A 24,855-nucleotide genomic window follows, 5' to 3' on the forward strand; every position below is an offset into this window, starting at 1 on the left:
GCGATCGTCCGACACCTCCGCGGTCGTCCGACACCGCGTAGCGCCGGGCTCTGCCCGGCTGCGGTTCGCGCGCGTGTTGGGTTGCTCTGCAGCCACCCATGGGGTGGCTCTACCGTCGGGGCACCCGATGTCGTCGGGGGCACCGCGATCGTCCGACACCCCTGTGATCGTCCGACACCCCCGTGATCACCCGACACCTCCGTGATCACCCGACACCTCCGCGCTCGTCCGACACCGCGTAGCGCCGGGCTCTGCCCGGCTACCGTCCGCGCAGGCGGTCAGCCCTTCAACCAGCGGTTGCACGCCGCGCCGGCGTCCGCGCCCGGTGCGGCCTTGGCGCACGATTCGCCCATGCGTGCCTGCAACCGGCCCAGCGTTTCAGCGCCATGGTGCGCACGGCTCCATGCCTGCAGGGTGGTCGCCAGCCGCTCGAAGCGCTGCCGCGTGCGCTGGTGGTAGCCCGCCGGCTGCGCGTCCAGTTCGGCGATCACCTGCGCCGTTGCCTGCTCGATGGCCTTGCCATCGTCCGGCGTCAGCCGCACCAGGCCTTCCACATACAACACGCCCCATTGCACCCGCGTGGCCGGTCCCTGCGCGCCCTCGTAGGCCTTGCGCAGCCAGTCCACCGCAGCCGCCTTGTCGCCGCGTGCCTCGGCCAGTTCGGCCAGCTCGGGCATGTAGTAGTACGGCGTCTGGCTTCGGTCCAGTTCGGCCCGCAACAACGCCTCGGCCGCTGCATCATCGCCGGCCTCGCGCAGCACATACACCGCGCTGCTGATGGTGGCCTGGCGCTCGTGCGCGGTCGTGGCCGCTGCATCGGCGGCGGCCACGCGTTCGTGCGCCTTTTCCTGCAGCGTCGGCGGCACGGCGGTGTCCGGATGCTGCTGTTTGAACAACGTCAGCTCGGTGGTCACGATGGACAGGCGCGCATCGGCGGCGTTGTCCTGGCTGGCATCGGCGCGCTCCAGTGCCGCCAGCAACTGGGTGCCCAGCTGCTGCGCCTGCTGCGGCGTGGCGGCGGCCCGCGCCACCAGCGCGGGCCCCTGGTAGCCCAGCAGATCGCGGTTGGCACGCACTTCGGCCGGCGCGGCCAGTACCGTGGTCAGCAGGGTGCGGGTTGCGTCGCGTTCGGCAGCACTGGGTGCAGGCGCGTCCTTGCCGGGACTGCCGACGCCCAGTGCCAGCAGCCCGAAACGGCGCTGCAGGGCCGGGTCCGGCGCGGAGGCGGCCAGCTGCCGCAGCAGCGCCACCGGATCGCGTTGGCCGGCCAGACGGCTGGCGTCCACCTCCCAGCCGTAATCACCCAGCACCCGCCAGTCGTCCTCGGACACGCGCTGCGGCGACACCACCGCCACCCGCAGCACGTCGGCCACGGCGGTGCGCCGGTTCACCGCCAGGCGCAGCGCCCGGGTCAGTTCGGCGCTGTCGTTGCCGCCGGCCAGTCGGGTGATTTCGTGGCGCTGCGGGTCCAGCACGATCAGCGTGGGGTAGCCGCGCACGCCGAACTGCTCGCCCAGTGCCTGGGCACCTTCCGAGTCGCCATCCAGGTACACCGGCACGTACTGCCGGGTCAGCGCGATGAACGCCGGGTCACGGAACAGGGTGGCCTTGAGCTTGTTGCACGGCGGGCACCACACCGCACCCCAGTACAGCAGCACCGGTTTGCCGCTCTGCTGCGCATCGGCGAACGCGTCTTCGACATCGCCGTGCCGCCAGGCGATTTCCTCGGCAACGGGCGCGGCCTGCGCACTGGCCACCGGGCTGGCGGACGGGGCCTGCTGGCAGGCGGGAAGCGCGGTGCACAGGGCAAGCAGGGTGAAGGGCAGGGCAGCACGCATGGTCAGCATCCACGGCAGGAAGGGGTGCCGCAGCAGCGGCCATGACGCATTCTAGGAAGCGACGGTGCCCGCATCGCAGGCGTGCTGATGCCGATTGCTCATCTGCCCAGTCGCGCTGGTGATGACGGCCACCCTGGCGGACCGGGCGGGCCTCAGCCGATCCCCAGGCGGTCGTACATGCGCACCAGATCCACCAGCGTGCGCGCCTGCATCTTGCGCATCACGTTGGCGCGGCGCACCTTCACCGTGATTTCGCTCACCCCCAGCTCGGCGGCGATCTGTTTGTTGAGCCGGCCGCGGACCACGCCGCCCACCACGTCGCGCTCGCCGTCGTTGAGCGATGCCCAACGTTGCCGCAGCACGTCCACCGCAGCGTCATCGCGGCGCCGCTCGCGGTCGCGCTCGATGCCCAGGTGGATCGCATCCAGCAGCTCCTGGTCACGGAACGGCTTGGTCAGGAACTCGATGGCCCCTTCCTTCATGGCCGCCACGCCCATCGCGATGTCGCCGTGGCCGGTGATGAACACCACCGGCAGGTGCAGGCCATGGCTGGCCATCTGCCGGTGGAACTCCAGCCCGCTCTGGCCCGGCATGCGCACGTCCAGCACCAGGCAGGCCGGCGCGTCCACGCGGGGATGCTGCAGGAAGGCCGCCACCGAATCGAAGGCACGCACCTGCATGCCCATCGAGGCCAACAGGTCCTCCAGGGCGGCGCGCACCGAATGATCATCGTCCACCACGTACACGATGGGCGCCGGCGAAGCGTCCGGCGGCGTCGGCCTAACCATGCGAGCCCCCGTCATCGATCGGCAGTTCGAACACGAAACAGGCGCCACCGTCGGCCACCGGCTCGGCCCGGATCTGGCCGTCGTGGGCCTCCAGGATGCTGCGGCTCAGGCTCAAGCCCAGGCCCAGCCCGCCGGACTTGGTGGTCCAGAAGGCATCGAACACCCGCTCCGGTGCGTCCAGTGGCAGCCCGCTGCCGTGGTCGCGCACGCTCATCGCCACCCGCGTCGGGCTGGCGCGCCAACTGCGCAGCACCAGCCGACGGTTGCCCGCCGGCACCTCGGCCATCGCATCGACCGCGTTGAGGATCAGGTTGCCGATCACCTGCTGTACCTGCACGCGGTCGCCGAATACCGGCGGCAACGCGTCATCCAGCTGGGTACTGAGCGTGACCGCATGCTGTTCCAGTTCACTGTGCGACAGCGCCAGCATTTCCAGCAACGCCTGGTTGAGGTCGAACCCCTGCCGCTCCGGCACCGCGCCGCGGGTCAACCCGCGCACGCGGGCAATCACGTCGCTGGCCCGGTGCGCATCGGCGAGGATCCGCGCCAGCGTCTGCCGCGCCTTCTCCACATTGGGCGGATCCTGGGCCAGCCAACGCTGGCTGGCTTCGGCGCTGCTGGCGATCGCCGCCAGCGGTTGGTTCACTTCGTGCGCGATGGAGGTGGTCAGCTCACCCACGGTGGAAGCGCGGGCCACCCGCAGCAACCGGGCTTGCGCGTCCTGCACGGCGGCCTTGGCCGCTTCCATCTTCAGCGCCAGCCAGGTGGTGATGCCGATCACCAACATGCCGATTGCCGAGTTCACCAGGCCAATGCGGTACGTGCCGAAGCGGGTCAGGAAGAAGCTGAGCCCGGTCAGCCCGATGCAGAGGGCGGCCAACCGCACCAGCCCCCGAGCCGACAGCACGCGCGAGGCGGCCAGGATCACCGCCGCGTAGAAGCAGGCGGCGGCCACCGCATAGTCGGTGAGCGTATCGGCGGCGAAGATCGCAGCCATCACCACGCCCAGCACGAGCAGGGCAACGGTGCGACGCGACGAGGAAGACAGCATCGGAACGGCTCCGTGGAAAACGTGGACAAGCGCCGCGTGGTTCGACGCGGCCGAGCATAGCATCGGGGCCGTGGCCGGCCGGTGTCAGTCCTCCAGCGTGGCATTCCAGAAGGCCTGGAGTACGCCGGGCAGGCCCGCAAGCGTGGCCAGCACCGCGTCCAGTTCGGCGGCGTCCACGGCTGTCGCGTACAGCACCGCTTCGATCTCCACGTCGCGCTCGCCGAACGGGCGCGGGTCGACCGCGCGCACCGGGTAATGCGCCTGTTCCAGCAGCACCAGCAGCCGGTCCAGTACGTCGGCCTGGTGCTCGCGCTGGCACACCACCGTGACCGCGTAGGTCGCCTCGCTGAAGGATTCTTCCACCGGCTGGCGCTGGATGCGGTTGACCACCGGCCGCAACAGCGTGTTGGCCGCCAGCACGAACAGCGCCGCCAGCAGCGCTTCAGGCAGCAGCTTGATGCCGGCGCAGGCACCCACGGCTGCCGAGCCCCACAGGGTGGCAGCGGTGTTCAGGCCGGACACCTGCGCACCGTCCTTCATGATCGCGCCGGCGCCCAGGAAGCCCACCCCAGAGATGACGTACGCCACCACGTGCAGCGGCGAGGGCGGGCCGCCGTACAGGTCGTGAAAGCGCACGGCCAGGTCCACGAACACCGCCGCGCCCACCGCCACCAGCGTGTTGGTGCGTAGGCCGGCAGTGCGCTGGCGCAGCTGCCGCTCCAGGCCGATCGCCGCGCCGAGCACGAAGGCCGTACCCAGGCTGATCAGGGTGCTGATCGTGGCCCCGGCGTTGAACGCCGGCAGGTGCGGGTTGAAGTCCATTACTGCCACCCGTAGCGACGGATGTAGACCTTCTTCAGCAGCGTGGTCAGCACCGCATACCCGAACAGAATGGCGACCAGGAACGGCCAGTAACCGGGCGGCAGTGCCTGCAGCTTGAAGTAGCCGGCCAGCGGGCTCATCGGCAGCAGCACGCCGATGGCCATGATCAGCCCGGTCATCAACAGCAGCGGCGGGGCAGCGATGCTCTGCACGAACGGCACCTTGGGCGTGCGGATCATGTGCACGATCAGGGTCTGGGTCAGCAGGCCCACCACGAACCAGCCGGACTGGAACAGGCTCTGGTCGGCCGCCGTGCGCGCATCGAACACGTACCACATCAGCGCGAAGCAGCTCAGGTCGAAGATCGAGCTGATCGGGCCGAAGAACACCATGAAGCGCCCGATGTCGGCCGGGTTCCACTTCAACGGCTTGCGCACCAGTTCCTCATCGACGTTGTCGAACGGAATGGCGATCTGCGAGATGTCATACAGCAGGTTCTGCACCAGCAGTTGCAGTGGCAGCATCGGCAGGAAGGGCAGGAACGCGGAGGCCACCAGCACCGAGAACACGTTGCCGAAATTGGAACTGGCGGTCATGCGGATGTACTTGAGCATGTTGCTGAAGGTGCGCCGGCCCTGCACCACGCCTTCCTCGAGCACCATCAGGTTCTTCTCGAGCAGGATGATGTCAGCCGCTTCCTTGGCGATATCCACCGCGCTGTCCACGCTGATGCCGATGTCGGCAGCACGCAGGGCCGGCGCATCGTTGATGCCATCGCCGAGGAACCCCACCACCTTGCCCTGTGCACGCAGGGCGCGCACCAGGCGCTCCTTGTGCAGGGGCGTGAGCCGGGCAAACACGCGGTGGCGGCCCAGCGCGTCGGCCACCGCAGACTCGTCCATGCGGTCGATCTGCGGCCCGGTCACGATGCCGTCGGCGTGCAGCCCCACCTGGGCGCACACCCGCGCGGTGACCAGTTCGTTGTCGCCGGTGAACACCTTCACTTCCACGCCCAACCCGGCCAACGCCTGCAGCGCCTGCGCGGTCGATTCCTTCGGCGGGTCCAGGAAGGCTACGTAGCCAAGCAGGGTAAGGTCCTGCTCATCGGCCTGCGAATACACCTCGCGCGTGGCGGGGACTTCCTTCATGGCCACCGCCACCACGCGCAGGCCCTGTTCGTTGAGCTCCTCGGTGGTCTGGCGCACCCGTGCCAGCCGCTGCGCATCCAGGGGCAGGTCCTGCCCGCCTTCGCGCACGCGGCTGCACACCGCCAGCATCTCTTCCACCGCGCCCTTGCACACCAGTTCGTGGTGGTCGTCGCGCTCGGACACCACCACCGACATGCGGCGGCGCTCGAAGTCGAACGGGATTTCATCCACTTTGCGGTAGTCCTGCGCCAGGCGCAGCTCGGTCTGCAGTTCCACGTGCTCCAGCACGGCGCGGTCGAGCAGGTTGGTCAGCCCGGTCTGGAAGTGGCTGTTGAGGTAGGCGAACGCCAGCACGTCCTGCGAGTCGTTGCCGAACACATCGGTGTGCCGCTCCAGCGCGATGCGGTCCTGGGTGAGGGTGCCGGTCTTGTCGGTGCACAGCACGTCCATCGCGCCGAAGTTCTGGATCGCATCCAGGCGCTTGACGATCACCTTGCGCCGCGACAGCAGCACCGCGCCCTTGGCCAGGGTGGAGGTGACGATCATCGGCAGCATTTCCGGGGTGAGCCCGACCGCCACCGACAGCGCGAACAGGAAGGCTTCGGTCCAGTCGCCCTTGGTCACGCCGTTGACCAGCAGCACGAACGGCACCATCACCAGGGCGAACCGGATCAGCAGCCAGCTGACACTGTTGACCCCGGCCTGGAACGCGGTGGGCGCGCGTTCGGTGGCGGTGCTGCGTTGGGCAATGGTGCCGAAGCAGGTGCGGTTGCCGGTGGCCAGGACCACGGCGGTGGCCGAGCCGGACACCACGTTGGTGCCCATGAACAACAGGTTGGGCTGCTCCAGCAGGTTGGCCTGGATGGGGTCGGGGGCGGCGAACTTCTCCACCGGCAGCGATTCGCCGGTCATGGCCGCCTGCGCCACGAACAGGTCCTTGGCGTTCAGCACGCGGCAGTCGGCGGGGATCATGTCGCCGGCCGACAGCACGATATGGTCGCCGGGCACCAATGCGCGGATCGGCAGCGAACGCTGCTGCGCGGGACGCGGCGTGCGCGGCTCGGAGCCGGTGTGCTGCGCGGTTGCAGCATCGCCGTCGGGACGGCGCAATACGCGGGCGTTGTTGCCCACCAGCGCCTTGAGCCGCTCCGCCGCGCGGTTGGAGCGGCCTTCCTGGACGAAACGGATCAGCGTGGACAACACCACCATGGTGCCGATCACCACCGTGGCCTTGACGTCTTCGGTCAGCCAGGACACCACCGCCAGCAGGCTGAGCAGCAGGTTGAACGGGTTGCGGTAGCACTGCCACAGGTGGCGCCACCACGGCAGCGGCTTTTCGTGATCGATCTCGTTGGGGCCCACGCGGGCGAGCCGGGCATCGGCTTCGTCGGTGGCCAGCCCGTCGGGGTGCGACGCCACCGCCGCCAGCGCAGCTGCCACGGGCACCTGTGCCAATCGCCGCAGGGCATCGCTGAAGTCGGTGGGGACTGCGCCTGCCGCGCCGCGACCCACGCCGGCGTCGGGCAGGGCGCGGCGACGGAACAGGCTGGCGGCGCGGCGGCTGCGCAGAAAAGCATCGAACCATGCGTTGAGCAGGGTCATGGGGAACTCCTTGAGAAACAGTCGGCGCCGTGCAGGACGGCACGGGTCGGGACGCAGGGCTGCGCGCGGCCGTCAGGACAGGCCGTCGCGGCGGGGATCAGGCGTGCTGGACGTGCGCGATGGGAAACGACCAGCGCGGGCGCGCCGGGCCGGGGCTGCCGCGCGAGCACAGCGGCAGCAGCGCGCTGCGCAGGGCGGCGGGCAGGTGGCGCAGCACGTGCAGGCGTTCGGAGATCGGCAGCAGGCTCAGGGCGTCAGCGATGACACGCTCGGAGCCCAGGGCCAGGGCGCGTGCGAACAGCGGGGCACCGTGCTGCAGCAGTTGGCTGCGCAGGCCGGCCACGTCGCGATCGAGGATCAGGCGGCGCAGGGTGATGTAGAGGATCTTGTAGTGCATCGGAAGGCCTCCGGGCAGGCAGCGCCCGCCGGCCGCCCGGCACTCAGACGTGCGGACGCCGCCGGCCGGACGCCGGGGTGGAACAGGGCAGGGGCGGAACCAGGGGCGCGCGGCACCCGGCAGGATCGGGGTCGGGATCCATGGGAATGTCCGGTAGTGGAAGGGGCGATGCCGGCGACGCAGTGCGCCTGGCCGGTGTGCGTATTGTCCGCGCCCGCTGCACGCAGGCCTAGATGCCCGTGGGTTAGCGGCGATATACCTTGGTATATCCAGGGCGGCGCAGGGCGCGCCGTGCCGGCAGGGCGATCAGGCCTTCGGGGTGCGGGCGCGGCGCGGCTTGGCGATACGCCCCACGTCACGCGCCGGAGTGGCGGTGCGCGGTTGCATCTGTTCCAGCCAGGCCAGGTTGTCCAGGTACATCAGGAAGTGCTGCAGGTAGCCCGGCGACAGTTCGCTCATCAAGGTGAGCGAGCGGTGCACCAGCACCGCCGAATTCAACGGGCCACCGTCGCCCGGCCCCTGCGCCAGCGAGATGCGTTTCTGGCTTTCATTGCGCACCGTGGCCCACAGGTCACGGAACTCGCTGATGGCCGGCAGCGCGGGGAATGCCGGTGTGGGCGCGGTGTCGAGAGGTGCGTCGTGCGGCACCGACGGTGCCTGCGTATGCGCATGCGCGGACAACGTCGCCAGCAGGCCCGACAGCGGACGTGCGCGGTCGGTGGCTGCGGCGGGCGCGGGTCGAGTGTGGCGTGGCGCGCGCGCAGTCTGTTCGGCAATGCGCGCCGCATACGCCGCCACCCGCGTGGACAGCCGCGCATCCAGCAGCTGTCGCACTGCGCCCTGGTATGCCTGCGCACGCGCCTGCAAGGCCTCGATCACCGCAAAGCCCACCGGGTCGAGCCGGTCCAGCTGCTGCCCGCGCCACGCATCGAGCTGTGCGGCCACCGGCAACGGCTTACGGGGCATCGGCTGCCGCCGTGGCTTTCGGCCGCGGAATCGGTGCCATTTCAACGCGGCGATTACGCGCGCGCCCGGCTTCTTCGGCGTTGGAATCCACCGGCTGCTCGGCGCCGAAGGCGGCGGCAAACACCGCCGAGGCGGGCACGCCTTCGGCAATCAGCGCCCGGGTGACGGTGAGCGCGCGTTCGGCCGACAGCGCCCAGTTGTCGGCGAACTGGCGGTTGCCTTCGCGCACCTGGCGATCGTCGGTGAAGCCGCTGACCATCAGGATTTCCTCGCGCGAGGACAGGTACTCGGCCAACGGGCCGGCCAGGCTCTTGAGCAGTTCACGGCCTTCGGGCTGCAGCTGGTCGGAATTCAAGGCGAACAGCACGCTGCCGCGGATGCCGATGCGGCCATCCACGATGGTCACCCGCCCGGCCGCCAGCGGCACCGCCAGCGCCTGCTCCAGCGTCTTGCGTCGCTGCGCTTCGGCCTGGCGCTGCTTGACCTCGTGGTCCAGCCGGTTGGACAACTCCAGCTGCAACGCCACCACGCCGACCAGGATCAGCACGAAAGCGCCCAGCAGCACCGACATCAGGTCGCCGAAGGCGGCCCAGATCGGTGCACCGGATTCGCCATCGACCTCGATCTCGTCGCTCATGCGGTGGCGGTCCCGGTCGCATCGGCAGCGCGGCGCGCGCCCAGCTGCTGCAGTTCTTCGATGATCTGCTTCTGCGACAGCACGCTCAGGTCAATCACTTCGCGCGCCTGGGCCACGTAATAGGCCAGCTGTTCGTCGCTGCGTGCCAGCGAGGCATCGAGCGCGCCGCTGATCTGCGCGAGGCGGTCGCCCAGCCCGCTGCTGGCGCTGCCGAACACCTCCATGGCACCGCCGAATGCGTCGGCCAGTGCCGCCACTTCCACCGCGCTGCCGGTGACCTGCGCGGCAACCTCGCCCAGCTTGCCGGTTTCGGTGGTGAGGTGGTCGGTGAAGCGCGTACCCACCCGGTCGAGCAGGTCGGCCGAGGTGGTCACCAGTGCGTCAACGGCGGTGCGCTGCTCGGTGGAGGCATGGTTGACCGCATCCAGCAGCGTTTCCAACGTGGCCAGCAGACGGCTGCGCTCTTCCAGCATGGCGGTGTCGCGGACCATGCTGTCAGACAGCTTCTGGCGCAGCTCGGCCACCACGTCGGCGGCGGCCTTCGGTGCTTCCGAGGCCACCTGCACCAGCCGCGAGATCTCGGCGATGGTGTCGCTGGCGTGGGCCTGGGTCTGGGTGGTGATCTCCTGCGCGGTCCGCGACAGGGTCTCGCAGATGTCCTGCTGACGGCGCGCCACCTGTTCGCCGGTCTGCGCCCACTGCTGGGCCAGCGCAGTGGACTGCGTGCCGAACGCCTCGCTCCAGGCAGCGAGGCGCTGCCCGTCGCGCGCTTCCAGCGCGTCCTGCAGGGTGGTGTGCGCGTGCTGCATCGTCTCGGCGAGGGTGCGCGCATGTGTATCGAAGCTGCCAGCCACGGCGGTCAGTGCCTGCTCGTTGCGCGCGGCGCTGCTGGCATGCGTGGCCGCCTGCTGGGCCAATGCATCGCGCCACGCGTCGGCGTGGCTGCGCGTGCTGGCGTCCAGGCGATCGGCGAGCGTCTCAAGCAGGGCGCTGGCACGTGCGTCGTGGGTCTGGGTGAAGCCCTGCAGCGTGCTGTCCAGCCCGCCGATCAGCGCGGCATGGGCCTGCTGCTGGCTTTCCTGGCTGGTGTTCCAGCGCTCGGCTGTGGCGTCCAGACGGCTGGCCAAGGTGTCGGCCAGGCTGCCAGCCTGCTGCTGGTGCTGGTCGGTGAAGCGGGCCAGTGCGTCGCGCAGTTCCACCACCAGCGCTTCGTTGCTGCGCTGTTGCGCAGCCTGGGCGGCGGTCCAGCTGCCGGCGCTGGCGTCCAGGCGCTGCGCCACCCCATCCAGCAGGCGCAGGGCATGCTGGTCATGGCTGTCGCTGAACTGCTGCAGCGTCTGCCGCAGATCGGCGGTGAGCGCCTGATGGGTCTGCTGCTGCGCCGCCTGTGCGGTGGCCCAGTGATCCAAGTTGGCCGCCAGACGCGACGACAGCGCATCCAGCAGGCCAAGCGCGCGTTGGTCGTGCTGCGCGGTGAGGTGCTCCAGCGCCGCGCGCAGGTCGGTAGTGAGCGCCAGGTTGGTCTGCTGCTGGGCGGCGATCGCGCTGTTCCAGCTGTCCGCGCTGGCCGCGCGGCTGGCCTCGAAGCCGGCGTTGAGGCCCTCCAGCTGGCGCTGCACCGCGTCGCCGACACCGCGCTGCAGGGCGGTTGCTTCGGCGGCGATGCCGCGCAGGGTGCTGTCCATGATCGGCTGCAATGCTTCGCCCACGGCACGTGCGCTGGCGGCGATGCTGTCTTTCAGCGCCAGCTCCACCGCGCCCGCCAGGCGGACGTGTTCGGCATCAGCCTTGGCGTGGAAGGTCTCCTGGCTGGACAGCAGCTGCTGGTTGGCCTGAAGGCTCTGCTGCTCGATCGCCGCGGTCATCGCCTGCAGGCGCTCGACCAGCGCCGGCATCAGCGCGGCCTGCGCCTGCGCAAGGCGGAAGGTCTCGCTGCGCTGCCATGCCTGGGAATGGGGATGCAGGTCGGAGGCCACGCGCGCATCGAGCTGCTGCACGGTCTGCAGGCGCTCGCGGCGGCACAGCGCCGACAGCAGGCCGAGCATCGCCGAGGTCGCCACGCCGGCGATGGAGGTGCCGAATGCCACCGCAAGGCCTTCCACCGGCGCCCCTAGCGAGCCGCGGATGGCCTGCAGGTCGGTGGCGCTTTCCAGTGCCAGCCCGGTGCCACGCAGCGTAGCCATCATGCCCAGCAGGGTGCCGAGCATGCCCAGCAGGACCAGCAGCCCCACCAGGTAGGGCGTCAGCACCGGGGCGGGCAGGGCAACACGCGCGCCGTCCACGCGCAGGCGCACCGCATTGCGCAGGCTGGCCGGTACGCGCTGCAACCAGGCGCCCAGGTCCTGCTCGGCCGCCGATACATCGGCCAACGCGTGCCCCAGGCCAGCGGTGGCCTGGCGGTAGCGGAACAGCTCGACGCCCCCGGCGGTGTAGCAGGCGGCAATCACCAGTGCGACCGCGAAACCCACCGGGTTCGACCCGATGTATCCCACGCCGATCCAGCACGCGGCAAACAGACCTGCAAGGAAAACGACGAGATAAAGACTAGTTCTGAACATGACGTCCCAGTTATCGGGGGCGAAGCGCTGCAAGCAGGCCTTCGATGGGTTGAAAACGAACATCCAGTTCGGCCAGCAGCACGCTCTCCATCGCGTGGTTGAACCGCAGCCGCCAGCCCTCATCGGGCGGCACCGCGTCGGCGTCGGCGGCCTCGCCTTCGACGGGCGTTGGCAGCGCCGCGCTGCGCAGCCGCTCGAAATGCTGGGCAAGCAGCGCGGGCACCGTGGCCAGCAACGCCTGCTCGCGCGGGCTCAGCGTCTGTTCCATCACCGCATCCACCTCGGCCAGCCGCCCCAGTTCGGGGCCGGCCAGGCTGAGCATGTCGCGCAGGCGGCCACGCAGCCGTCCGGTGTTGGCCTGCATCGAGCGCTGCAGGGCAACGACGCGTTGGCGGATCGCCGCCGCATCGTCCGTGGCGCCGGGCTTTGGCGGGTCAGGTTGCTGAACGATGGCGGCGGCCAGTACCGAGCGCACCCGCACGCATTCGGCCGCCTCGGCGGCATCGAACGCGACCGCCTCGGCAGGCGGGGGCGGCACCCTTCCGTCCAGCGCCCGCGACAGCGCCACCGCACGGTTCCAGTCGACCCACTGGCTCAGGCGGTCGGACAGGTCCGGGCTGGTCGGGGCCACCTGACCGTCGGCAAATTCCGCCAACAGGCGGATGAAGGCCGGGCCGGGCAGGGGCGGGCGGTGCTGCGGTTTCGCCATTGTTCCGGTTAAAACGCTGAATTTTACACCGGAAAGACAACGGGCCTGTCTGAACGAGGCGGCCGTACTAGTCGGCGCCACCCTCTGTGTCCGCCTCGACCGCGTCCGGGGCAAGGTAGCGGAAGGTCCATTGCCGCGGCTGGCGCTGCCAGCGCTGGTGACGCAAGCGCAGCGCGGCGATCGGCGCCGCCGTGGCGATCTCCAGTCGTTCGGGCTGGCGGATGCGCTCCCAATGCAGCGGCGACTGGGCCGGGTCACCCGGGTGCGCATCGGCCAGCGCGTGTGCACCGTGCACATCCACCATCGCCGCCGGCATCTCACGGCCCTGTGCATCCAGCGGCACCGCGGTGGTCCAGTAGCCCTCGGTGCGCCCGCGCCAGGGCAGCGCCTGCTGCACGGTCACCCGGGTGGGCGAGGTCCACTGCACCTGCGCGTTCGGGTTGCGCCGCGAGAGGGCGCCCGGGGCCAGTGTTTCCACCTCGGTGCCAAGGTAGGTGTCCACATCGACATCCAGTCGGATCCGGCGGATGGCGTCCACCTGGCTGCCGCGCGTGTTCAGTGGCAGGCGGAACGGGAACGCGATGTCCTTTTCGTCGGCATGGAAGTCACCCACCAGTACCCAGGGATCCAGCACCGGCTGCGCGGACAGATTCGCCAGGCGCCTGCCCTTGGCATCGAAGAAGTGCACGGCGCGCGGGGTTGCCGCGGTGAGGGCAAGCGCGTCCGGATCGTTGTTGGCCGAGGCGCCGGTGCCGACGCGCCCGGCAATGCGGATCAACGGGCGGCCGTCGCGATGGTCGCGGTTCACCGCGAACTTCAGGCTGCCTTCGGTCTGCTTCAGTGCCGTCATGTCCAACAGCCCGGGCACGCGCTCTTCCGGCGGCGACGGTGGGTAATCGTCGGCGTTGGACGACTTCGCCGAGAAGGGCGGTGCGTCGAGGTGGGCCTGGATCATCGCCGGATACGTCTCCAGCAGGGTCTCGCTCTCCAGGCGCTGCAGCGGGTCCAGATCCATCCGCGCCAGGTACATCCGCTGCTCGGTGGCGGGCAGGTCGTCGCGGGGTGCCAGTGTCAGCTGCATGCGCGCCTCGATCGGCATGCCGTCGGCACGCTGCAGCACCTGCCGGCCACGGCCCTGCACGTCGGTACCGGTGAGTTCCACGCTGACCACCACCTCGGCCGGCGTCAGTAACTGCACCTGCATCTGCGAGGTGAGTTCACCGAAGTCCCGGGTCTGGGCGCGACGGGTGATGCGTTGGCCAATGGCCAGCTGGGACGGAAGCGCCAAAGGCTGCAGGCCGCCCAGCTGCTGTTCGGCGTTGAGCAGGCGCGCGGCCTGCGGCTGCAGGGTCACGGTGTCCCGCCAGGCCGCCTGGTCGACGGCGCGCATGCCCGTGCTGGTGCCGTCAGCGGCCAGGGTCAGCTCGAAGCCGCCGTCCAGCAGGGCCAGCATGGCCCGCTCGTCGCCCACCTCCGGATCCAGGTCCAGCACCGTCTGCGTTTCGCCGGGGGCGCGCTGTTCGGTCCACAGGATGCGCGTGCGCAGGTGGGCGCTGCCATCGGCTGCGGTGTCGACCGCCAGGCTGTTAAGACTGCGCTGCCGGAACGTGCCGCGGTCCTGGCCGGCCAGACTGATGTCCAGCCCGACGTAGTAGACGTGCTCGGCCGCCAGCAGCGGCGCTGCGCCGCACAGCAGGGCAGCACCCAGCAGCAGGGTGGGGAGGGATTTCATCGGGGGACATCCTTTTCGTGGTGCAACAACGGGCGACGGCGCTCGATCACGACGCGTGCGTCAACCGGTGCCAGGCAGCCGAGCAGGATACCAGTGCAGCAGCCGGCAGAATCAGCGCCGCGCGGATCGGCCCGATACGTGCGCATGCGCGGGCACGTGCCAGCGCCACGGAAAATCCTTCGCCTTGCTGATACCAATGCGCGGGCCAACCACCGGCTCGGTGGGCGGCGCCATCCCATCGGAGACAATACGTACGCCACGATCGTTGCGCACCAGATCCGCGCCATCCAGTGCCTTGGTGATGCCCATTGCCTGCGACAACCGGCCCGGCCCACTGGCCAGGTCGCGGGCGTGGCGAATGGCCGGGCGCGCCTCACGTATCAGATCCAGGCCCTGCACCGGCTCCAATGCCCGCAGCAGCACGCCCCAGCCCTGACCGACCTCGCCGCAGACCGCGTTTGACCCCCAATGCATGCCGTAACTGAAATACACATACAGGTGGCCGGCTTCACCGAACATGGTGGCGGTGCGCGGCGTCTGCCCGCGGAACGAATGCGCGGCGGGGTCTTCGCTGCCCGCGTAGGCTTCCACCTCGACGATGCGGCCCGCGCGCCCGTCATCGCGTACCAGCAGTTTGTTGAGCAGCGCCGGTGCCACGTCGGTGGGGTGGCGCTGGTAGAACGTTCGCGGCAGTGTTGCCCAGTCGTGCATGCAGAGGCCTGATCAAAGGGGCGCCAGTGGCACGCGCCGTTGCCTTGAATGGTGAGCCCTGATGCGTGGTGGCGGCATCAACGCCACGCGAGTGCGACGCTAGTGCGTCCAGTGCACGGCAGCGAGCATGGATGCCAGCGCCGCCTTGGCCTGATCCTGCGTGAACGGTGGCGTGCGCGGCGGGTCGTACACCTCCGGGCGGGTGCCGGCGATGATCAGGTCGATGGCATAGCAGGCACCGCCGTGGACGACGCGATAACTGTCGGCGGAGAGGTAGTGGCTCATGGCGGCATCGCTGCTGTTGAAGTGGGTCGCTCGCACGCCCCCCACGTCGGCCGTGCCGGCGGTGCCTGTGGCTTCGGCGGGCGGCGTCGTGCACGCCTGTAGGTCGGAAGCAGTATCGCTGCGCCCGATGCGCATCTCTGCCGAGGTGACGTCATTGGAACCGTCCAGCACCAGCGCCACGAGCGGCCGGCCGGCGCTGCCCGCGGCGGGATACAGCGTCCACGCATCCATCGCCAGGTAGCTGCGCTTGAAGTCCCGGTGCACGGTGGTGCCTGTCACCGGCCGGACCGCGATGCCGGGCACCGGTTCGGCGAAGGCATCGGCCGCCTGCGCGGCAGTCGCTGTGGGGCCGCTCACCGGTGTCGGCGTCGACGACGCAGGGCGCTGAGCGGTGGCAGTCGGTGCTGCCGGTTTGGCTGCTGCCGGGTGTGCCGGATCGGCATCGGACAGACTGCAGCCGGTGACCAGGGCCGCCAGGGCGGCCCCCGCCAGAACGGTGCGAAGGGTGCATTGCATGTGTATGCCTGCTCGGTTCAACGTGGAGGCGAGCGTGCACCGCACGACGTTAACACCGCGCCATGGACGTGCGAAGCGGCGCGCCCCCGGGAGCGACGACGCCGCCACCGCATTCGACCCTCTCAGGTTTGCACAGCGCCGGTGACGCGGTCGGCGAAGGCATCGGTCGCCCGCACCAATGCATCGGCGGTAGCCGGTTCGGTTGCGCCATGGCCTGACAGCACCATCTCCAGCTGCGCCTCCGGCCAGGCAGAGGCGAGGTCCCAGGCGCTGCGTGGCGGGCAGATGATGTCGTAGCGGCCCTGCACGATCACCGCCGGAAGGTGGCGGATGCGATCGACGCCCTGCAGCAGCTGGCCATGGTCCAGGAAGGCATGATGGCGGAAGTAGTGGGCTTCGATGCGCGCCTTCGCCAGCGTCGCCAGGGGGTCGGCGTGCGAGCGCGCGTCCACGTCATGCACCAACGTGGCCGCATGGTCTTCCCAGCCCAGCCACGCCTGTGCCGCGGCGATGGCTACATCCTGATCGGGGCTGTCGAGGCGCTGCCAGTAGGCGGCGATCAGCGCGCCGCGTTCTTCCTCGGGAATGTGCGCTTCATAGCGCGCCCAGCGCTCGGGGAAGATCCAGCGAGCGCCGCCGTCGGCTTCGTTGAACCAGCGGTTCTCCTCCGCACGGCCCAGGTAGACGCCGCGCACGATCACGCCGGTGGCGCGGTCCGGGTGCGCCTGCGCGTAGGCCAGCGCCAGCGTCGACCCCCACGAGCCGCCGAAGACCAGCCAGCGGTCGATGCCCAGGTGCTCGCGCACGGCCTCGACGTCGGCCACCAGGTGGGCGGTGGTGTTTTCCCGCAACTCGCCGAACGGGGTGGAGCGACCGCTGCCACGCTGATCGATCAATACGATGCGGTAGCGCGCGGGATCAAAGAAGCGACGGTGCGTGGGCGATACGCCCGCACCCGGACCGCCGTGCAGGAACACCACCGGAATACCGTCAGGCGCGCCACATTCCTCCACATGGAGCGTGTGCACGGCATCCACCGCCAGACGGTGCTCGCGGTAGGGTTGGATGTCGGGATACAAGGTGCGCATGGCGGTGCTCGTGGACGGAGAACGCAAGCATAGCCAGCCTGGTCTGAATCCGCAGTACTGCCGCGTGCAGGGCAGTGCTGCGCGGGCGGGCCGCCATTACCGGTAACATGCCGCCTCAACGAACGCCGAGACACGCATGATGCTTCGCGCCAACTGCCTGTGTGTAAGTACCACCCTCACCCTGAAGGGCGCGCCGGTTGCGCGCGCCATCTGCCACTGCAGTACCTGCCGGGACTTCTACGCCTCGGCCATGCTCTCGGCCACGGCCTGGAACGCGGAAGCGGTCGAGGTGGAGCAGGCCACGACAACGGTGTTCCAGCATCCGCACAAGCAGCTCTCAAAAACGTTCTGCAGTGGCTGTGGAGACGTTCTGTTCGGCACCAATCGGCTGGGTATGCGTGTGGTGCCCAATGCGCTGGTGGCCCGCGCTCTGGGGGGCGCGCTGACCGAGCCCTTCGCGCCCACGATGCACCTGTTCTACCGTGACCGCATTGTCGACGTCACCGATGCCCTGCCCAAGTTCCTGGACGGTTGGGATGGCCCTACCTACGACGCCGCGTCGGCCTGACGTAGGCCAGCTGCCACCCCAGGCAGGACCGCGCGGCGGCCCTGCCTGGGTGATGCACTACAGCGCCTGGCGCGGCCCTCAGGGCACCACCAGCACCGCCGCGTCCAGCACCGGGAACGCTTCGGCGGCCTGTCCGGTGGAGGCCACCACCCTGAACTCCAGCGCCGTGCTGCCGCTGGCGTCGGCCGCACCGGCCCTGAGCAGGTTGAGCCGTTGCGGCAGCGGTACGGCGAACGTGGTGGGGTGCGCATGGTCCATGCCGGTCATCGGCGGACCAAAGAAGGACACCGTGCCCACGTAGTAGGGGCTGTCGGCGTCCACCGCCTCAACCCCCGCCGGTGCGTTCACCAGGACGTCGAACTCGCGCGTGTTGTGCAGGCCGCGCGGCCGCTCCACGGTGACTTCGGCAATCAACGCGGGCGCTGCCGTGGCGCCCAGCTGGCCCCGGGTCGTGGCCGGCAGCGACACGGCGACCGCGGCACCGCGACGCTTGCCCCGCACCAGCGTGGCCGGCCCCGCGGCCTTCACCGCCAATGCCGCACTTTGCAGCGCACCGGTGCCCTCGCCCACATAGTCGTAGTCGAACGCCTGGGTACTGAAGAAGTCGGCAGCACGCTTTGGCCCGGCGAACCTGCCGTTGCCCAGGACGAAGAACCGGAACGGCTCGCGCATGAATGCGTCGCGCGCTTGCCCCGGCGGCGGCATGATCTCCAGTCCCTGCCGCAGCTGCTTGCGTGTCCATACGTCCCACAGCCGGTCCATGTTGGCGTGGTGCAGGTAGAAGATCGGGTCCAGCGGGGACAGGAAGTTGGTCATGTTCCCGTAGGGGCCCGGATCGATCGCACCGACGCCACCGATGCAGTTGTGCACCTTGTTGTGCGGGAAGCCTTCCAGCACCGAGAACTGGGTGTTCTTGTCCGGCGAGTCCACGTGCGAGGCCGTGCGCGAACTGGTGAAGCTGCGGCTGACGTCGGCGTTGTAGAACTCCACCGGCGACAAGCCGGCGTGGATGGTGTCGGGCGATACCGCGGCGGCGGTCTTGGCATCGAGGCGGGCATTCTGGCGCCACAGGTAGCGCGCCCCGCAGGTGATGGCATAGCCCGCGTTGCCGGAAATGCCGGTCTTCGCCTCGGCGTTGTAGCCGGTGACATCGTTCCACAATGCGCCGAAATCGGCATAGCCGCGCGCGGCCAGTTGCTGGCGTTGGTAGGTATCGAGGCTGCCCCAGTACTGTTGCAACGCCGGCTGGATGAAGCTCGTGAACCGCGCCAGGTTGCCGGTGTACGGCGCGTACGCCGGGTCGGTGGGAGAGAGCACGCCGTCGAACATGGTCGCCGGAATCTCCGGCTGCGAGGTCCAGTCCCAGTAGGGCATGGCGAACTGCGGATCGCCGCTCAACGTGCGGATGGTCTGTTCGAAGTAGCCCACATAGCCACGGTGCCAGACATAGAACCACCAGTTGCCGTGCGGGCAGTCCATCAGGTGCACGAAGGCGTTGCGGAACCAGTTGTGCGGGTGATCGGCCGGCAGCGCCAGCATCTTCTGGATGCCGCGCGCGTAGCTGGCCAGCATGCGCTGGCCCTGCGGCGTGTTGACGTTGTAGCGATGGAAGGTGGTAGCGGCAGTCGTGTCGGTGCCGGTGGCGCCCCCGGCGAAAGCAGTACCCGCTGCCCAAGAGGCGACCGAGGCACTGGCGGCGGTGGCAAGGAAATCACGGCGTGTGTAGCGCATGGTGGTACTCCCTGGTGATCGATGGAACCGCATGGGTTACGAATCACTGCGCGGACATGCCACTACACAAAGCCATGCCCGACGGGGCCTCCAGGCCCCGTGCCAGCACGCGTCAACGGTTGGGAAACCCGCCCCGGCGCGGGATGGCGGGGCAGTAGTAGCACGCCGCGCACACCGGACGCTGCGAAACAAGCCCCCGGTGCGGGCATCAATCTTCGGTTATGGGAGGCACCGCACATATCCATGTGAAACGGTGGTGCCCGGGTGGGCTCAGCCCGTGTCGCGCTGCACCCGTGACCGGTACGCCCCGACGTTGTTGCCGGCAATGCTGGTGGTCTGGGTGCCGGTGATCGTATCGATCTTGCGGTCCGAGCCGGTCACCGGCTTGGCCTCGATGGTGGTTTCACGCTCGAACGCGTGCGACTTGTCGGTGTTCCGGTAATACCGGTACAGCGCCCAGTACAACGCCGACGCACCAGCCGGGCCGGCAGCCAGCAACCACAATCCACTGTCATCGCTCATGAGGACGCTACCAGGAAGAGAAGCACGAGGGCTTCGATAATGGTGCCGGTGGTCAGCGCGGCCAGCAGCATCTTCCACTGCTGCACCGGCACGCTGCCCATGGTTTCGCCGGTGCGGCCATTGACCGCGATGTAATGCAGCATGCCGCCGTTCTTTCCAGGCTGGTGATACGAATACAGCCACACCGGCAGGTACATCGAGACCCAGCGCGTGCCGTGCACGTCCAGGCGTTCTTTCTCCCAGCGGACGCCGCGGGTGTAACGGCGCACGGAGTCTTCGACCTCGGCACGGGCGATCGACAACAGCTGGTCTTCCAGCCGCGGACGCAGCTTCTCGACGTCGAGGTTGCGCTTTTCCGACGTGAAACCGGTCAGGAACGAGGCATTCCATTTCAGCGCGTTCTTGGTGTCGAACGGCAGGATGGTATTGATGATGTTGTTGGTGTTGGCCCGGGCGTCAAGGTTGCCGCGCTCGGCGGAGGATTCCAGCGTGAGGTCGTCCACGGTGAAGTCGACATGCCGCTCCACCTGGTAGACGTCGGCATCGTAGTAGGTCTGCTTCTTGTCGCCGGTGCCGCGGGTGTATTCGCGCGTCTTGATTTCGCCGCGGCCTGCAACGCTGGCGCTGACATTGCTGTCCACGATCATGTACGGCAGGTACACGCCGACGACGTTCTCGGGCGTGAACTGGTCCTTGAACGCCTTCAGCGCAAACAGGCGGCGCTTGTCCACGAACTGGCGGATTCGCGCGACCGCATCGTCCTTGGTAATGCGGAACGGCAGCACCGCATCGGGTACGGCGCCATTGGCGACCTGCTCATTCACCCCGAATACGTGACGGCACCAATGGCAGCGGGCCGTCATCGTGCTTTCGGTATTGATCGTGACCTCGGCACCGCAGCCGGTGCATTTGAAACTCATCAGGCTGGCGGTGTCGGCCTCGATGTCCCGTGCGCCGGAGGCGACGACGGTACCCCGCAACTGGTCCAGGCCGTCACCCAGCCCGAAGGCCTCCTCGGCGCGGGTGCCGTGCCATTCGTTGCGGCAGAACTGGCAGACCAGGACATCGGTGCCGAGCTTGAGCCGGACATCGGTGCTGCCGCATTTGGGGCAGCGGTTGAGGCCGTCCTTCAGCTCGGCGGCACGGGTATCCAGGGCCACCGGGTCCGGCGCCTCGATCTCGTCGCGGATGGGCTGGGGCAGGGTGGCTGGATCGACCGGAAAGCTGCCGGGCAGGGGCGGAACCTCCTGCGGCGAACCGGGGCCGGTCACCGGCTGCGCGGGCAGCGGTGGCGGTCCCGACGACGGCAGGGGCGGCGGAGTGCGGGAGTCGGACATGGTGGTTGGGCGCCTTGCCTGTTACAGGCCCAGCGCCTTGGCCTTCAGGGCGTCATAGTCGTCCTGGGTGATCAGCCCCAGATCCAGCATTTCCTTGGCCTTCTTGAGCTTGGCGACCGGATCGTCGGCGGCCGGTGCCGCCGGGGCAACCGGCTGCTGCAGGCTGCCGGCACCGAACATGCCCGAGGCCATGCCCACGCCCACCAGGCCGGCCGCGCCGCCGTTCTCACCGGCGGACTGGATACCCTGGGCAACGCTGGCCTGCAGGTTGGAATTGCCCCGTGCACCGGCCAACGCATCGGCGCGCTGCACGGTCTTGAGCAGTTCGCGGGTGTTGGCGTCGTACTCGATGGAGACGATGGCGGTCTTGACGATGGCCAGGCCACGATCGGACTTCCACTGGTAGGCCTGCTCCACCGCGTCGGACAGGCTCTTGGCGAAGCCCAGCGAATCCTGCTGCAGCTTGGTGATGCGGTTGCCCTTGCCCGGGTCGTTGGTATACAGGCTGAAGGCCGGCGCCAGGGAGCCCACCACTTCGTTGAACAGCTGGCTGGCGGCGGCATTGTCCAGGTCGGTGAAGTCGAACACCTGGCCCGGCTGCAGGTAGCTGGCCGGCACGAAGTTCTTCACGAACAGGATGGGATCGACGATCTTCAGCGTGTACGAGCCGCGCGTGACCGCGCCCACCTGGGTGCCCAGGAAACCGTCGTCCCAGTAGATCTCGGACTGGGTGCCGAAGCGGTTGTCGGGCAGTTCCTTGAGCGAGACAAAGAACGCCGCCTGCTGGGCGCCGGGCTGGCCGCCGAACTTGAAGCGCTCCCAGCTCTGCTTGATCAGCGGGGTGACCACGCCATCGCCGGCGAAGATCGACTGCGAATTCAGGTCATCCGACCGCCATTCGTAGCCGCCCGGCTCGGCGACGAAGCCGGTGATGGCCCCGTCCTGGAACAGCAACAGGCCATAGCCCTCGGGCACCACGATTTTCGACCCGTTGCTGATGATGTTCGACGAACCGCTGGTGTTGGACCCGCGCCCGGCGTTGGTGCCACGCGGGACCGCCGCGAACAGCGCTGCCGTGGATGGCAGGCCGGCGGGCACGGTGAAGAAATCCTTCCACTGGTCCGCCAGAACGCCGCCGACTGCACCCTTCACCGCCTGTACCAGACCCATGGCCAACTCCGTGTCGTTCGTGGGCGGGCAGGGTGCCCGCCGTACCTGCCGGACTATATCAGGCGGCGGGAAGAGGGCTACAGGAGCGCGGGAGGGCACGTGGAGGCAGCCATCGCCCGGGTAGGCGGGCGACCGGTCCGCGCCAGGCCGCGGCGGCGGTACGCACGGAATTGCGAAGGGCGCGCCGCCGATGCCACGATGGCCGGCCATCAGAAACGCAGGGCCGCGCGCCTGCGGCATCGAGGCATCACCGAATGAGCGGCGTGGACATCATCAAGCAGTTCGTCGAAGGCCGGATCTCACCCGGTGCGTTCGAGCAGCACTTCCGTACCGACACGGCGCTGCAGGCGCTGCTGGAGGGCGAGCGGAACCTGCCGGCCTACGTGGCAGAGCCCGATCTGTACCTGTACCTCATCAGCCAGGACTACCAGAGCCTGGAAGGCATCTACAACGTCCAGACTCTGCTTTCCGAGTGGCTGGACAGGCAAGGCGTTGCCCATGTCGTAGACAACAGGCACCAACATCGCTTCACGCTGGCCCTGAAGGCCCAGCCGAAATGGGTGTCGCTGCCGCCGGTGTACATCGACCGCTTCACGGCTGGGCACGATGCGCTGGATCCCAAGGCCCTGCAGTCGGCGTTGAAGGAAGCGATCAAGCGCGACTTCCGCTGCCTGAAAGCGCCGCCCAAGTGGCTGCAGGCGCCGGAATGGCCGCTGGCCGATGACATGCCGATGGTGTTCGTTGGGCAGCTGGACATCAGCGGCCTGGGCCATGATGTCGGCCAGGCGTATCTGTTCTTCGACGCGCAGCAACAGCGGTTCCACACCGTCAGCCAGCGGTGTTGAGCGCTTCATGGATCGCACCGTCCTATCGCGTGATGCCGTCTCTTCGACGGGTGTGCACAGTGCCGGGCGTATAGTCGGCCCACACCTCGCTTTTCCCCATGGCACAGAACTCTCTGCAGTTCATCACCGCAAGGATCGAAGCAATGCCCAAGGGCTCAGACCTCCTGGTCGCCGCACTCGAAAATGAGGGCGTAGACCGCATCTTCGGCGTTCCGGGCGAGGAAAACCTCGATTTCCTGGAATCCCTGCGGAACTCCCGCATCGAACTGGTTCTCACCCGTCACGAACAGGCCGCCGCCTTCATGGCCGCCACCCACGGCCGCCTCACGGGCCGGCCCGGGGTCTGCCTCGCCACCCTCGGGCCCGGCGCACTGAACTTCTCCACCGGTGCCGCCTACGCCCACCTCGGGGCCTGGCCGATGATCCTGATCACCGGCCAGAAGGCGGTGATGAGCGCCCGGCAGGCGCGCTTCCAGATCGTGGACATCGTGGCCTCGATGAAGCCGCTCACGAAAATGACCCGCCAGATTGTCAGTCCCGCGGCCATTCCAGCCATGGTGCGCGATGCCTTCCGCGTCGCCATGGAGGAGCGTCCGGGCCCGGTGCATCTGGAGCTGCCGGAGGATGTCGCCGGCGAAGAGGTAGACGCGGTACCGGTGATTCCGGTGCACCCCCTGGACCGGCCCGTTGCCCCTGACGCAGCGCTCGACCGGGCCGTCACTGCCATCCTTGCCGCCAAGCGCCCCTTGGTGATGATCGGTGCGGCCTGTAGCCGCCCCTCGCTGACCGACGCGCTTTCCTCATTCGTGGCCCGCACGCGCCTGCCATTTTTCAATACCCAGATGGGCAAGGGGGCCGTCACCGGCGGCTCCAACCTGTACATGGGCACCGCTGCGCTGTCCGAAGGCGACTATGTCCACGAGGCCGTCGCGCGCGCGGACCTGATCATTGCCATCGGCCATGACACCATCGAAAAGCCCCCGTTCCTGATGAAAGACAACGGCGGGCCCAAGGTCATCCATGTCGGCTTCCAATCCGCCACGGTCGAACAGGTCTACCACCCCGATATCGAGGTGATCGGCGACATCGGCGCCAGTGCCACCGCGCTTGCCGAACGGCTGGAGGGCAAGGTGGTCGAAGATGCGGGCACCGGTGCACTCCGTCAAAAGATCCTGTCCCGCCTCAACGACCGCGCCGAGGAAGACCGCTTCCCGGTCACGCCCCAGCGCCTGGTCCATGACGTGCGGCAGGCGATGCCCGAAGACGGCATCGTCTGCCTCGACAACGGCATGTACAAGATCTGGTTTGCCCGCAACTACCGCACGCATGTGGCCAACACACTGCTGCTCGACAACGCGCTGGCCACCATGGGTGCCGGCCTGCCATCGGCCATGATGGCGTCGATGCTGTTTCCGCAGCGCCGCGTGCTGGCCGTCTGCGGCGACGGCGGCTTCATGATGAATTCGCAGGAGATGGAAACCGCCGTCAGGCTGGGCCTGAACCTGGTGGTCATCGTCCTCAACGACAGCGCCTACGGCATGATCCGCTGGAAGCAGGCGGTGGACGGCTTCGAGGATTTCGGCATGCGTTTCGGCAATCCCGATTTCGTGCGCTACGCCGAAGCCTATGGCGCGAAGGGCAGTCGGATCACGGCCGTGGACCAGCTGGTGCCCACGATCGAGGCCGCCCTTGCTGGCGGCGGCGTCCACCTGCTGGATGTGCCCATCGACTACTCCGAAAACACCCGCGTCCTGGTCGACGAACTGCGCAACCGCACGCCCGATGTGGGCTGTGCGTAAGCGGTCGCGTTGACGCCCCACACAAGGAATTTCCG

The 24,855-nt window shown here is 68.6% G+C and carries 21 protein-coding genes; 3 read left to right on the top strand and 18 right to left on the bottom strand.

Features of this window, described 5'->3' with window-relative positions; translation table 11 throughout:
- Window positions 1-278: 278 nt before the first annotated feature.
- The 14 genes from ABIA71_RS19215 to pip all read right to left on the bottom strand — a co-directional run bounded on the left by ABIA71_RS19215 (window position 279) and on the right by pip (window position 16,848).
- Window positions 279-1,847, bottom strand: a complete 1,569-nt coding sequence (locus tag ABIA71_RS19215; protein WP_354287398.1) for a thioredoxin family protein — start codon at window positions 1,845-1,847, stop codon at window positions 279-281.
- A gap of 143 nt (window positions 1,848-1,990) precedes the next feature.
- The gene (locus tag ABIA71_RS19220) at window positions 1,991-2,626 is read right to left on the bottom strand and encodes a response regulator transcription factor (RefSeq protein WP_354287400.1); all 636 of its coding nucleotides are present in this window, start codon (window positions 2,624-2,626) and stop codon (window positions 1,991-1,993) included.
- Window positions 2,619-3,677 carry a sensor histidine kinase gene (locus ABIA71_RS19225; RefSeq protein WP_354287401.1) on the bottom strand — a complete coding sequence of 353 codons (1,059 nt, stop codon included), beginning with the start codon at window positions 3,675-3,677 and terminating at the stop codon, window positions 2,619-2,621. Before ABIA71_RS19225 ends, ABIA71_RS19220 begins: the two co-directional genes overlap by 8 nt.
- An 84-nt stretch (window positions 3,678-3,761) precedes the next feature.
- On the bottom strand, window positions 3,762-4,499 hold the full coding sequence (locus ABIA71_RS19230; RefSeq protein ID WP_354287403.1) for an MgtC/SapB family protein: 738 nt from the start codon (window positions 4,497-4,499) through the stop codon (window positions 3,762-3,764).
- Window positions 4,499-7,249 (bottom strand): magnesium-translocating P-type ATPase, encoded by a 2,751-nt coding sequence (gene mgtA / locus ABIA71_RS19235; RefSeq protein WP_354287405.1) that lies wholly within the window; start codon window positions 7,247-7,249, stop codon window positions 4,499-4,501. Before mgtA ends, ABIA71_RS19230 begins: the two co-directional genes overlap by 1 nt.
- A 97-nt stretch (window positions 7,250-7,346) precedes the next feature.
- Window positions 7,347-7,646, bottom strand: a complete 300-nt coding sequence (locus tag ABIA71_RS19240) for a hypothetical protein (RefSeq protein WP_354287406.1) — start codon at window positions 7,644-7,646, stop codon at window positions 7,347-7,349.
- 306 nt (window positions 7,647-7,952) lie between these two features.
- Entirely contained in the window at window positions 7,953-8,612 is a 660-nt protein-coding gene (locus tag ABIA71_RS19245; RefSeq protein ID WP_354287407.1) for a DUF2894 domain-containing protein, read from the bottom strand.
- Window positions 8,602-9,249: an OmpA family protein gene (locus ABIA71_RS19250; RefSeq protein ID WP_354287409.1), complete on the bottom strand. Its 648-nt coding sequence runs from the start codon at window positions 9,247-9,249 to the stop codon at window positions 8,602-8,604. The genes ABIA71_RS19245 and ABIA71_RS19250 overlap by 11 nt, the downstream gene beginning before the upstream one ends.
- Window positions 9,246-11,807: a DUF802 domain-containing protein gene (locus tag ABIA71_RS19255; protein WP_354287451.1), complete on the bottom strand. Its 2,562-nt coding sequence runs from the start codon at window positions 11,805-11,807 to the stop codon at window positions 9,246-9,248. Before ABIA71_RS19255 ends, ABIA71_RS19250 begins: the two co-directional genes overlap by 4 nt.
- 10 nt (window positions 11,808-11,817) lie before the next feature.
- The gene (locus tag ABIA71_RS19260; protein WP_354287411.1) at window positions 11,818-12,516 is read right to left on the bottom strand and encodes a DUF3348 domain-containing protein; all 699 of its coding nucleotides are present in this window, start codon (window positions 12,514-12,516) and stop codon (window positions 11,818-11,820) included.
- Window positions 12,517-12,583: 67 nt separating this feature from the next.
- A complete protein-coding gene (locus ABIA71_RS19265; RefSeq protein ID WP_354287413.1) occupies window positions 12,584-14,248 on the bottom strand; it encodes a hypothetical protein in 1,665 nt (554 codons plus the stop codon).
- Between the two features lie 111 nt (window positions 14,249-14,359).
- Complete coding sequence (locus tag ABIA71_RS19270; protein WP_354287415.1) at window positions 14,360-14,959, bottom strand: DNA-3-methyladenine glycosylase; 600 nt, start codon at window positions 14,957-14,959, stop codon at window positions 14,360-14,362.
- Between the two features lie 99 nt (window positions 14,960-15,058).
- Window positions 15,059-15,760, bottom strand: a complete 702-nt coding sequence (locus ABIA71_RS19275; RefSeq protein WP_354287417.1) for a hypothetical protein — start codon at window positions 15,758-15,760, stop codon at window positions 15,059-15,061.
- A 122-nt stretch (window positions 15,761-15,882) separates the two neighbouring features.
- On the bottom strand, window positions 15,883-16,848 hold the full coding sequence (gene pip / locus ABIA71_RS19280; RefSeq protein ID WP_354287419.1) for a prolyl aminopeptidase: 966 nt from the start codon (window positions 16,846-16,848) through the stop codon (window positions 15,883-15,885).
- A 136-nt stretch (window positions 16,849-16,984) separates the two neighbouring features.
- On the opposite strand from pip, the gene ABIA71_RS19285 reads away from it, so the two are divergent.
- Window positions 16,985-17,416, top strand: coding sequence for a GFA family protein (locus ABIA71_RS19285; RefSeq protein ID WP_354287421.1), 432 nt, complete (start codon window positions 16,985-16,987; stop codon window positions 17,414-17,416).
- Window positions 17,417-17,494: 78 nt separating this feature from the next.
- Here ABIA71_RS19285 and ABIA71_RS19290 read toward each other — a convergent pair whose 3' ends face one another.
- The 4 genes from ABIA71_RS19290 to ABIA71_RS19305 form a co-directional block, all read right to left on the bottom strand.
- On the bottom strand, window positions 17,495-19,147 hold the full coding sequence (locus tag ABIA71_RS19290; RefSeq protein ID WP_354287423.1) for a tyrosinase family protein: 1,653 nt from the start codon (window positions 19,145-19,147) through the stop codon (window positions 17,495-17,497).
- Window positions 19,148-19,417: 270 nt separating this feature from the next.
- A complete protein-coding gene (locus ABIA71_RS19295) occupies window positions 19,418-19,669 on the bottom strand; it encodes a hypothetical protein (protein ID WP_038688229.1) in 252 nt (83 codons plus the stop codon).
- Window positions 19,666-21,006: a TFIIB-type zinc ribbon-containing protein gene (locus ABIA71_RS19300; protein ID WP_354287425.1), complete on the bottom strand. Its 1,341-nt coding sequence runs from the start codon at window positions 21,004-21,006 to the stop codon at window positions 19,666-19,668. The genes ABIA71_RS19295 and ABIA71_RS19300 overlap by 4 nt, the downstream gene beginning before the upstream one ends.
- A gap of 21 nt (window positions 21,007-21,027) precedes the next feature.
- On the bottom strand, window positions 21,028-22,176 hold the full coding sequence (locus ABIA71_RS19305; protein WP_128096904.1) for an SPFH domain-containing protein: 1,149 nt from the start codon (window positions 22,174-22,176) through the stop codon (window positions 21,028-21,030).
- 254 nt (window positions 22,177-22,430) lie between these two features.
- Between ABIA71_RS19305 and ABIA71_RS19310 the strand changes: the two genes are divergently transcribed.
- Window positions 22,431-23,021: a hypothetical protein gene (locus ABIA71_RS19310; protein ID WP_354287427.1), complete on the top strand. Its 591-nt coding sequence runs from the start codon at window positions 22,431-22,433 to the stop codon at window positions 23,019-23,021.
- A gap of 143 nt (window positions 23,022-23,164) precedes the next feature.
- Window positions 23,165-24,820, top strand: a complete 1,656-nt coding sequence (locus ABIA71_RS19315; RefSeq protein WP_354287453.1) for an acetolactate synthase large subunit — start codon at window positions 23,165-23,167, stop codon at window positions 24,818-24,820.
- The last annotated feature ends 35 nt before the right edge of the window (window positions 24,821-24,855 follow it).

This window comes from Stenotrophomonas sp. 2619 (genome assembly GCF_040548725.1).
In the GTDB taxonomy this organism is placed as follows: Bacteria; Pseudomonadota; Gammaproteobacteria; order Xanthomonadales; family Xanthomonadaceae; genus Stenotrophomonas; species Stenotrophomonas maltophilia_AP.

Coding starts and splice junctions, on each gene's coding strand:
- ABIA71_RS19215 (WP_354287398.1), bottom strand. CDS start 1,847: ATGCTGACCATGCGTGCTGCCCTGCCCTTCACCCTGCTTGCCCTGTGC.
- ABIA71_RS19220 (WP_354287400.1), bottom strand. CDS start 2,626: ATGGTTAGGCCGACGCCGCCGGACGCTTCGCCGGCGCCCATCGTGTAC.
- ABIA71_RS19225 (WP_354287401.1), bottom strand. CDS start 3,677: ATGCTGTCTTCCTCGTCGCGTCGCACCGTTGCCCTGCTCGTGCTGGGC.
- ABIA71_RS19230 (WP_354287403.1), bottom strand. CDS start 4,499: ATGGACTTCAACCCGCACCTGCCGGCGTTCAACGCCGGGGCCACGATC.
- mgtA (WP_354287405.1), bottom strand. CDS start 7,249: ATGACCCTGCTCAACGCATGGTTCGATGCTTTTCTGCGCAGCCGCCGC.
- ABIA71_RS19240 (WP_354287406.1), bottom strand. CDS start 7,646: ATGCACTACAAGATCCTCTACATCACCCTGCGCCGCCTGATCCTCGAT.
- ABIA71_RS19245 (WP_354287407.1), bottom strand. CDS start 8,612: ATGCCCCGTAAGCCGTTGCCGGTGGCCGCACAGCTCGATGCGTGGCGC.
- ABIA71_RS19250 (WP_354287409.1), bottom strand. CDS start 9,249: ATGAGCGACGAGATCGAGGTCGATGGCGAATCCGGTGCACCGATCTGG.
- ABIA71_RS19255 (WP_354287451.1), bottom strand. CDS start 11,807: ATGTTCAGAACTAGTCTTTATCTCGTCGTTTTCCTTGCAGGTCTGTTT.
- ABIA71_RS19260 (WP_354287411.1), bottom strand. CDS start 12,516: ATGGCGAAACCGCAGCACCGCCCGCCCCTGCCCGGCCCGGCCTTCATC.
- ABIA71_RS19265 (WP_354287413.1), bottom strand. CDS start 14,248: ATGAAATCCCTCCCCACCCTGCTGCTGGGTGCTGCCCTGCTGTGCGGC.
- ABIA71_RS19270 (WP_354287415.1), bottom strand. CDS start 14,959: ATGCACGACTGGGCAACACTGCCGCGAACGTTCTACCAGCGCCACCCC.
- ABIA71_RS19275 (WP_354287417.1), bottom strand. CDS start 15,760: ATGCAATGCACCCTTCGCACCGTTCTGGCGGGGGCCGCCCTGGCGGCC.
- pip (WP_354287419.1), bottom strand. CDS start 16,848: ATGCGCACCTTGTATCCCGACATCCAACCCTACCGCGAGCACCGTCTG.
- ABIA71_RS19285 (WP_354287421.1), top strand. CDS start 16,985: ATGATGCTTCGCGCCAACTGCCTGTGTGTAAGTACCACCCTCACCCTG.
- ABIA71_RS19290 (WP_354287423.1), bottom strand. CDS start 19,147: ATGCGCTACACACGCCGTGATTTCCTTGCCACCGCCGCCAGTGCCTCG.
- ABIA71_RS19295 (WP_038688229.1), bottom strand. CDS start 19,669: ATGAGCGATGACAGTGGATTGTGGTTGCTGGCTGCCGGCCCGGCTGGT.
- ABIA71_RS19300 (WP_354287425.1), bottom strand. CDS start 21,006: ATGTCCGACTCCCGCACTCCGCCGCCCCTGCCGTCGTCGGGACCGCCA.
- ABIA71_RS19305 (WP_128096904.1), bottom strand. CDS start 22,176: ATGGGTCTGGTACAGGCGGTGAAGGGTGCAGTCGGCGGCGTTCTGGCG.
- ABIA71_RS19310 (WP_354287427.1), top strand. CDS start 22,431: ATGAGCGGCGTGGACATCATCAAGCAGTTCGTCGAAGGCCGGATCTCA.
- ABIA71_RS19315 (WP_354287453.1), top strand. CDS start 23,165: ATGCCCAAGGGCTCAGACCTCCTGGTCGCCGCACTCGAAAATGAGGGC.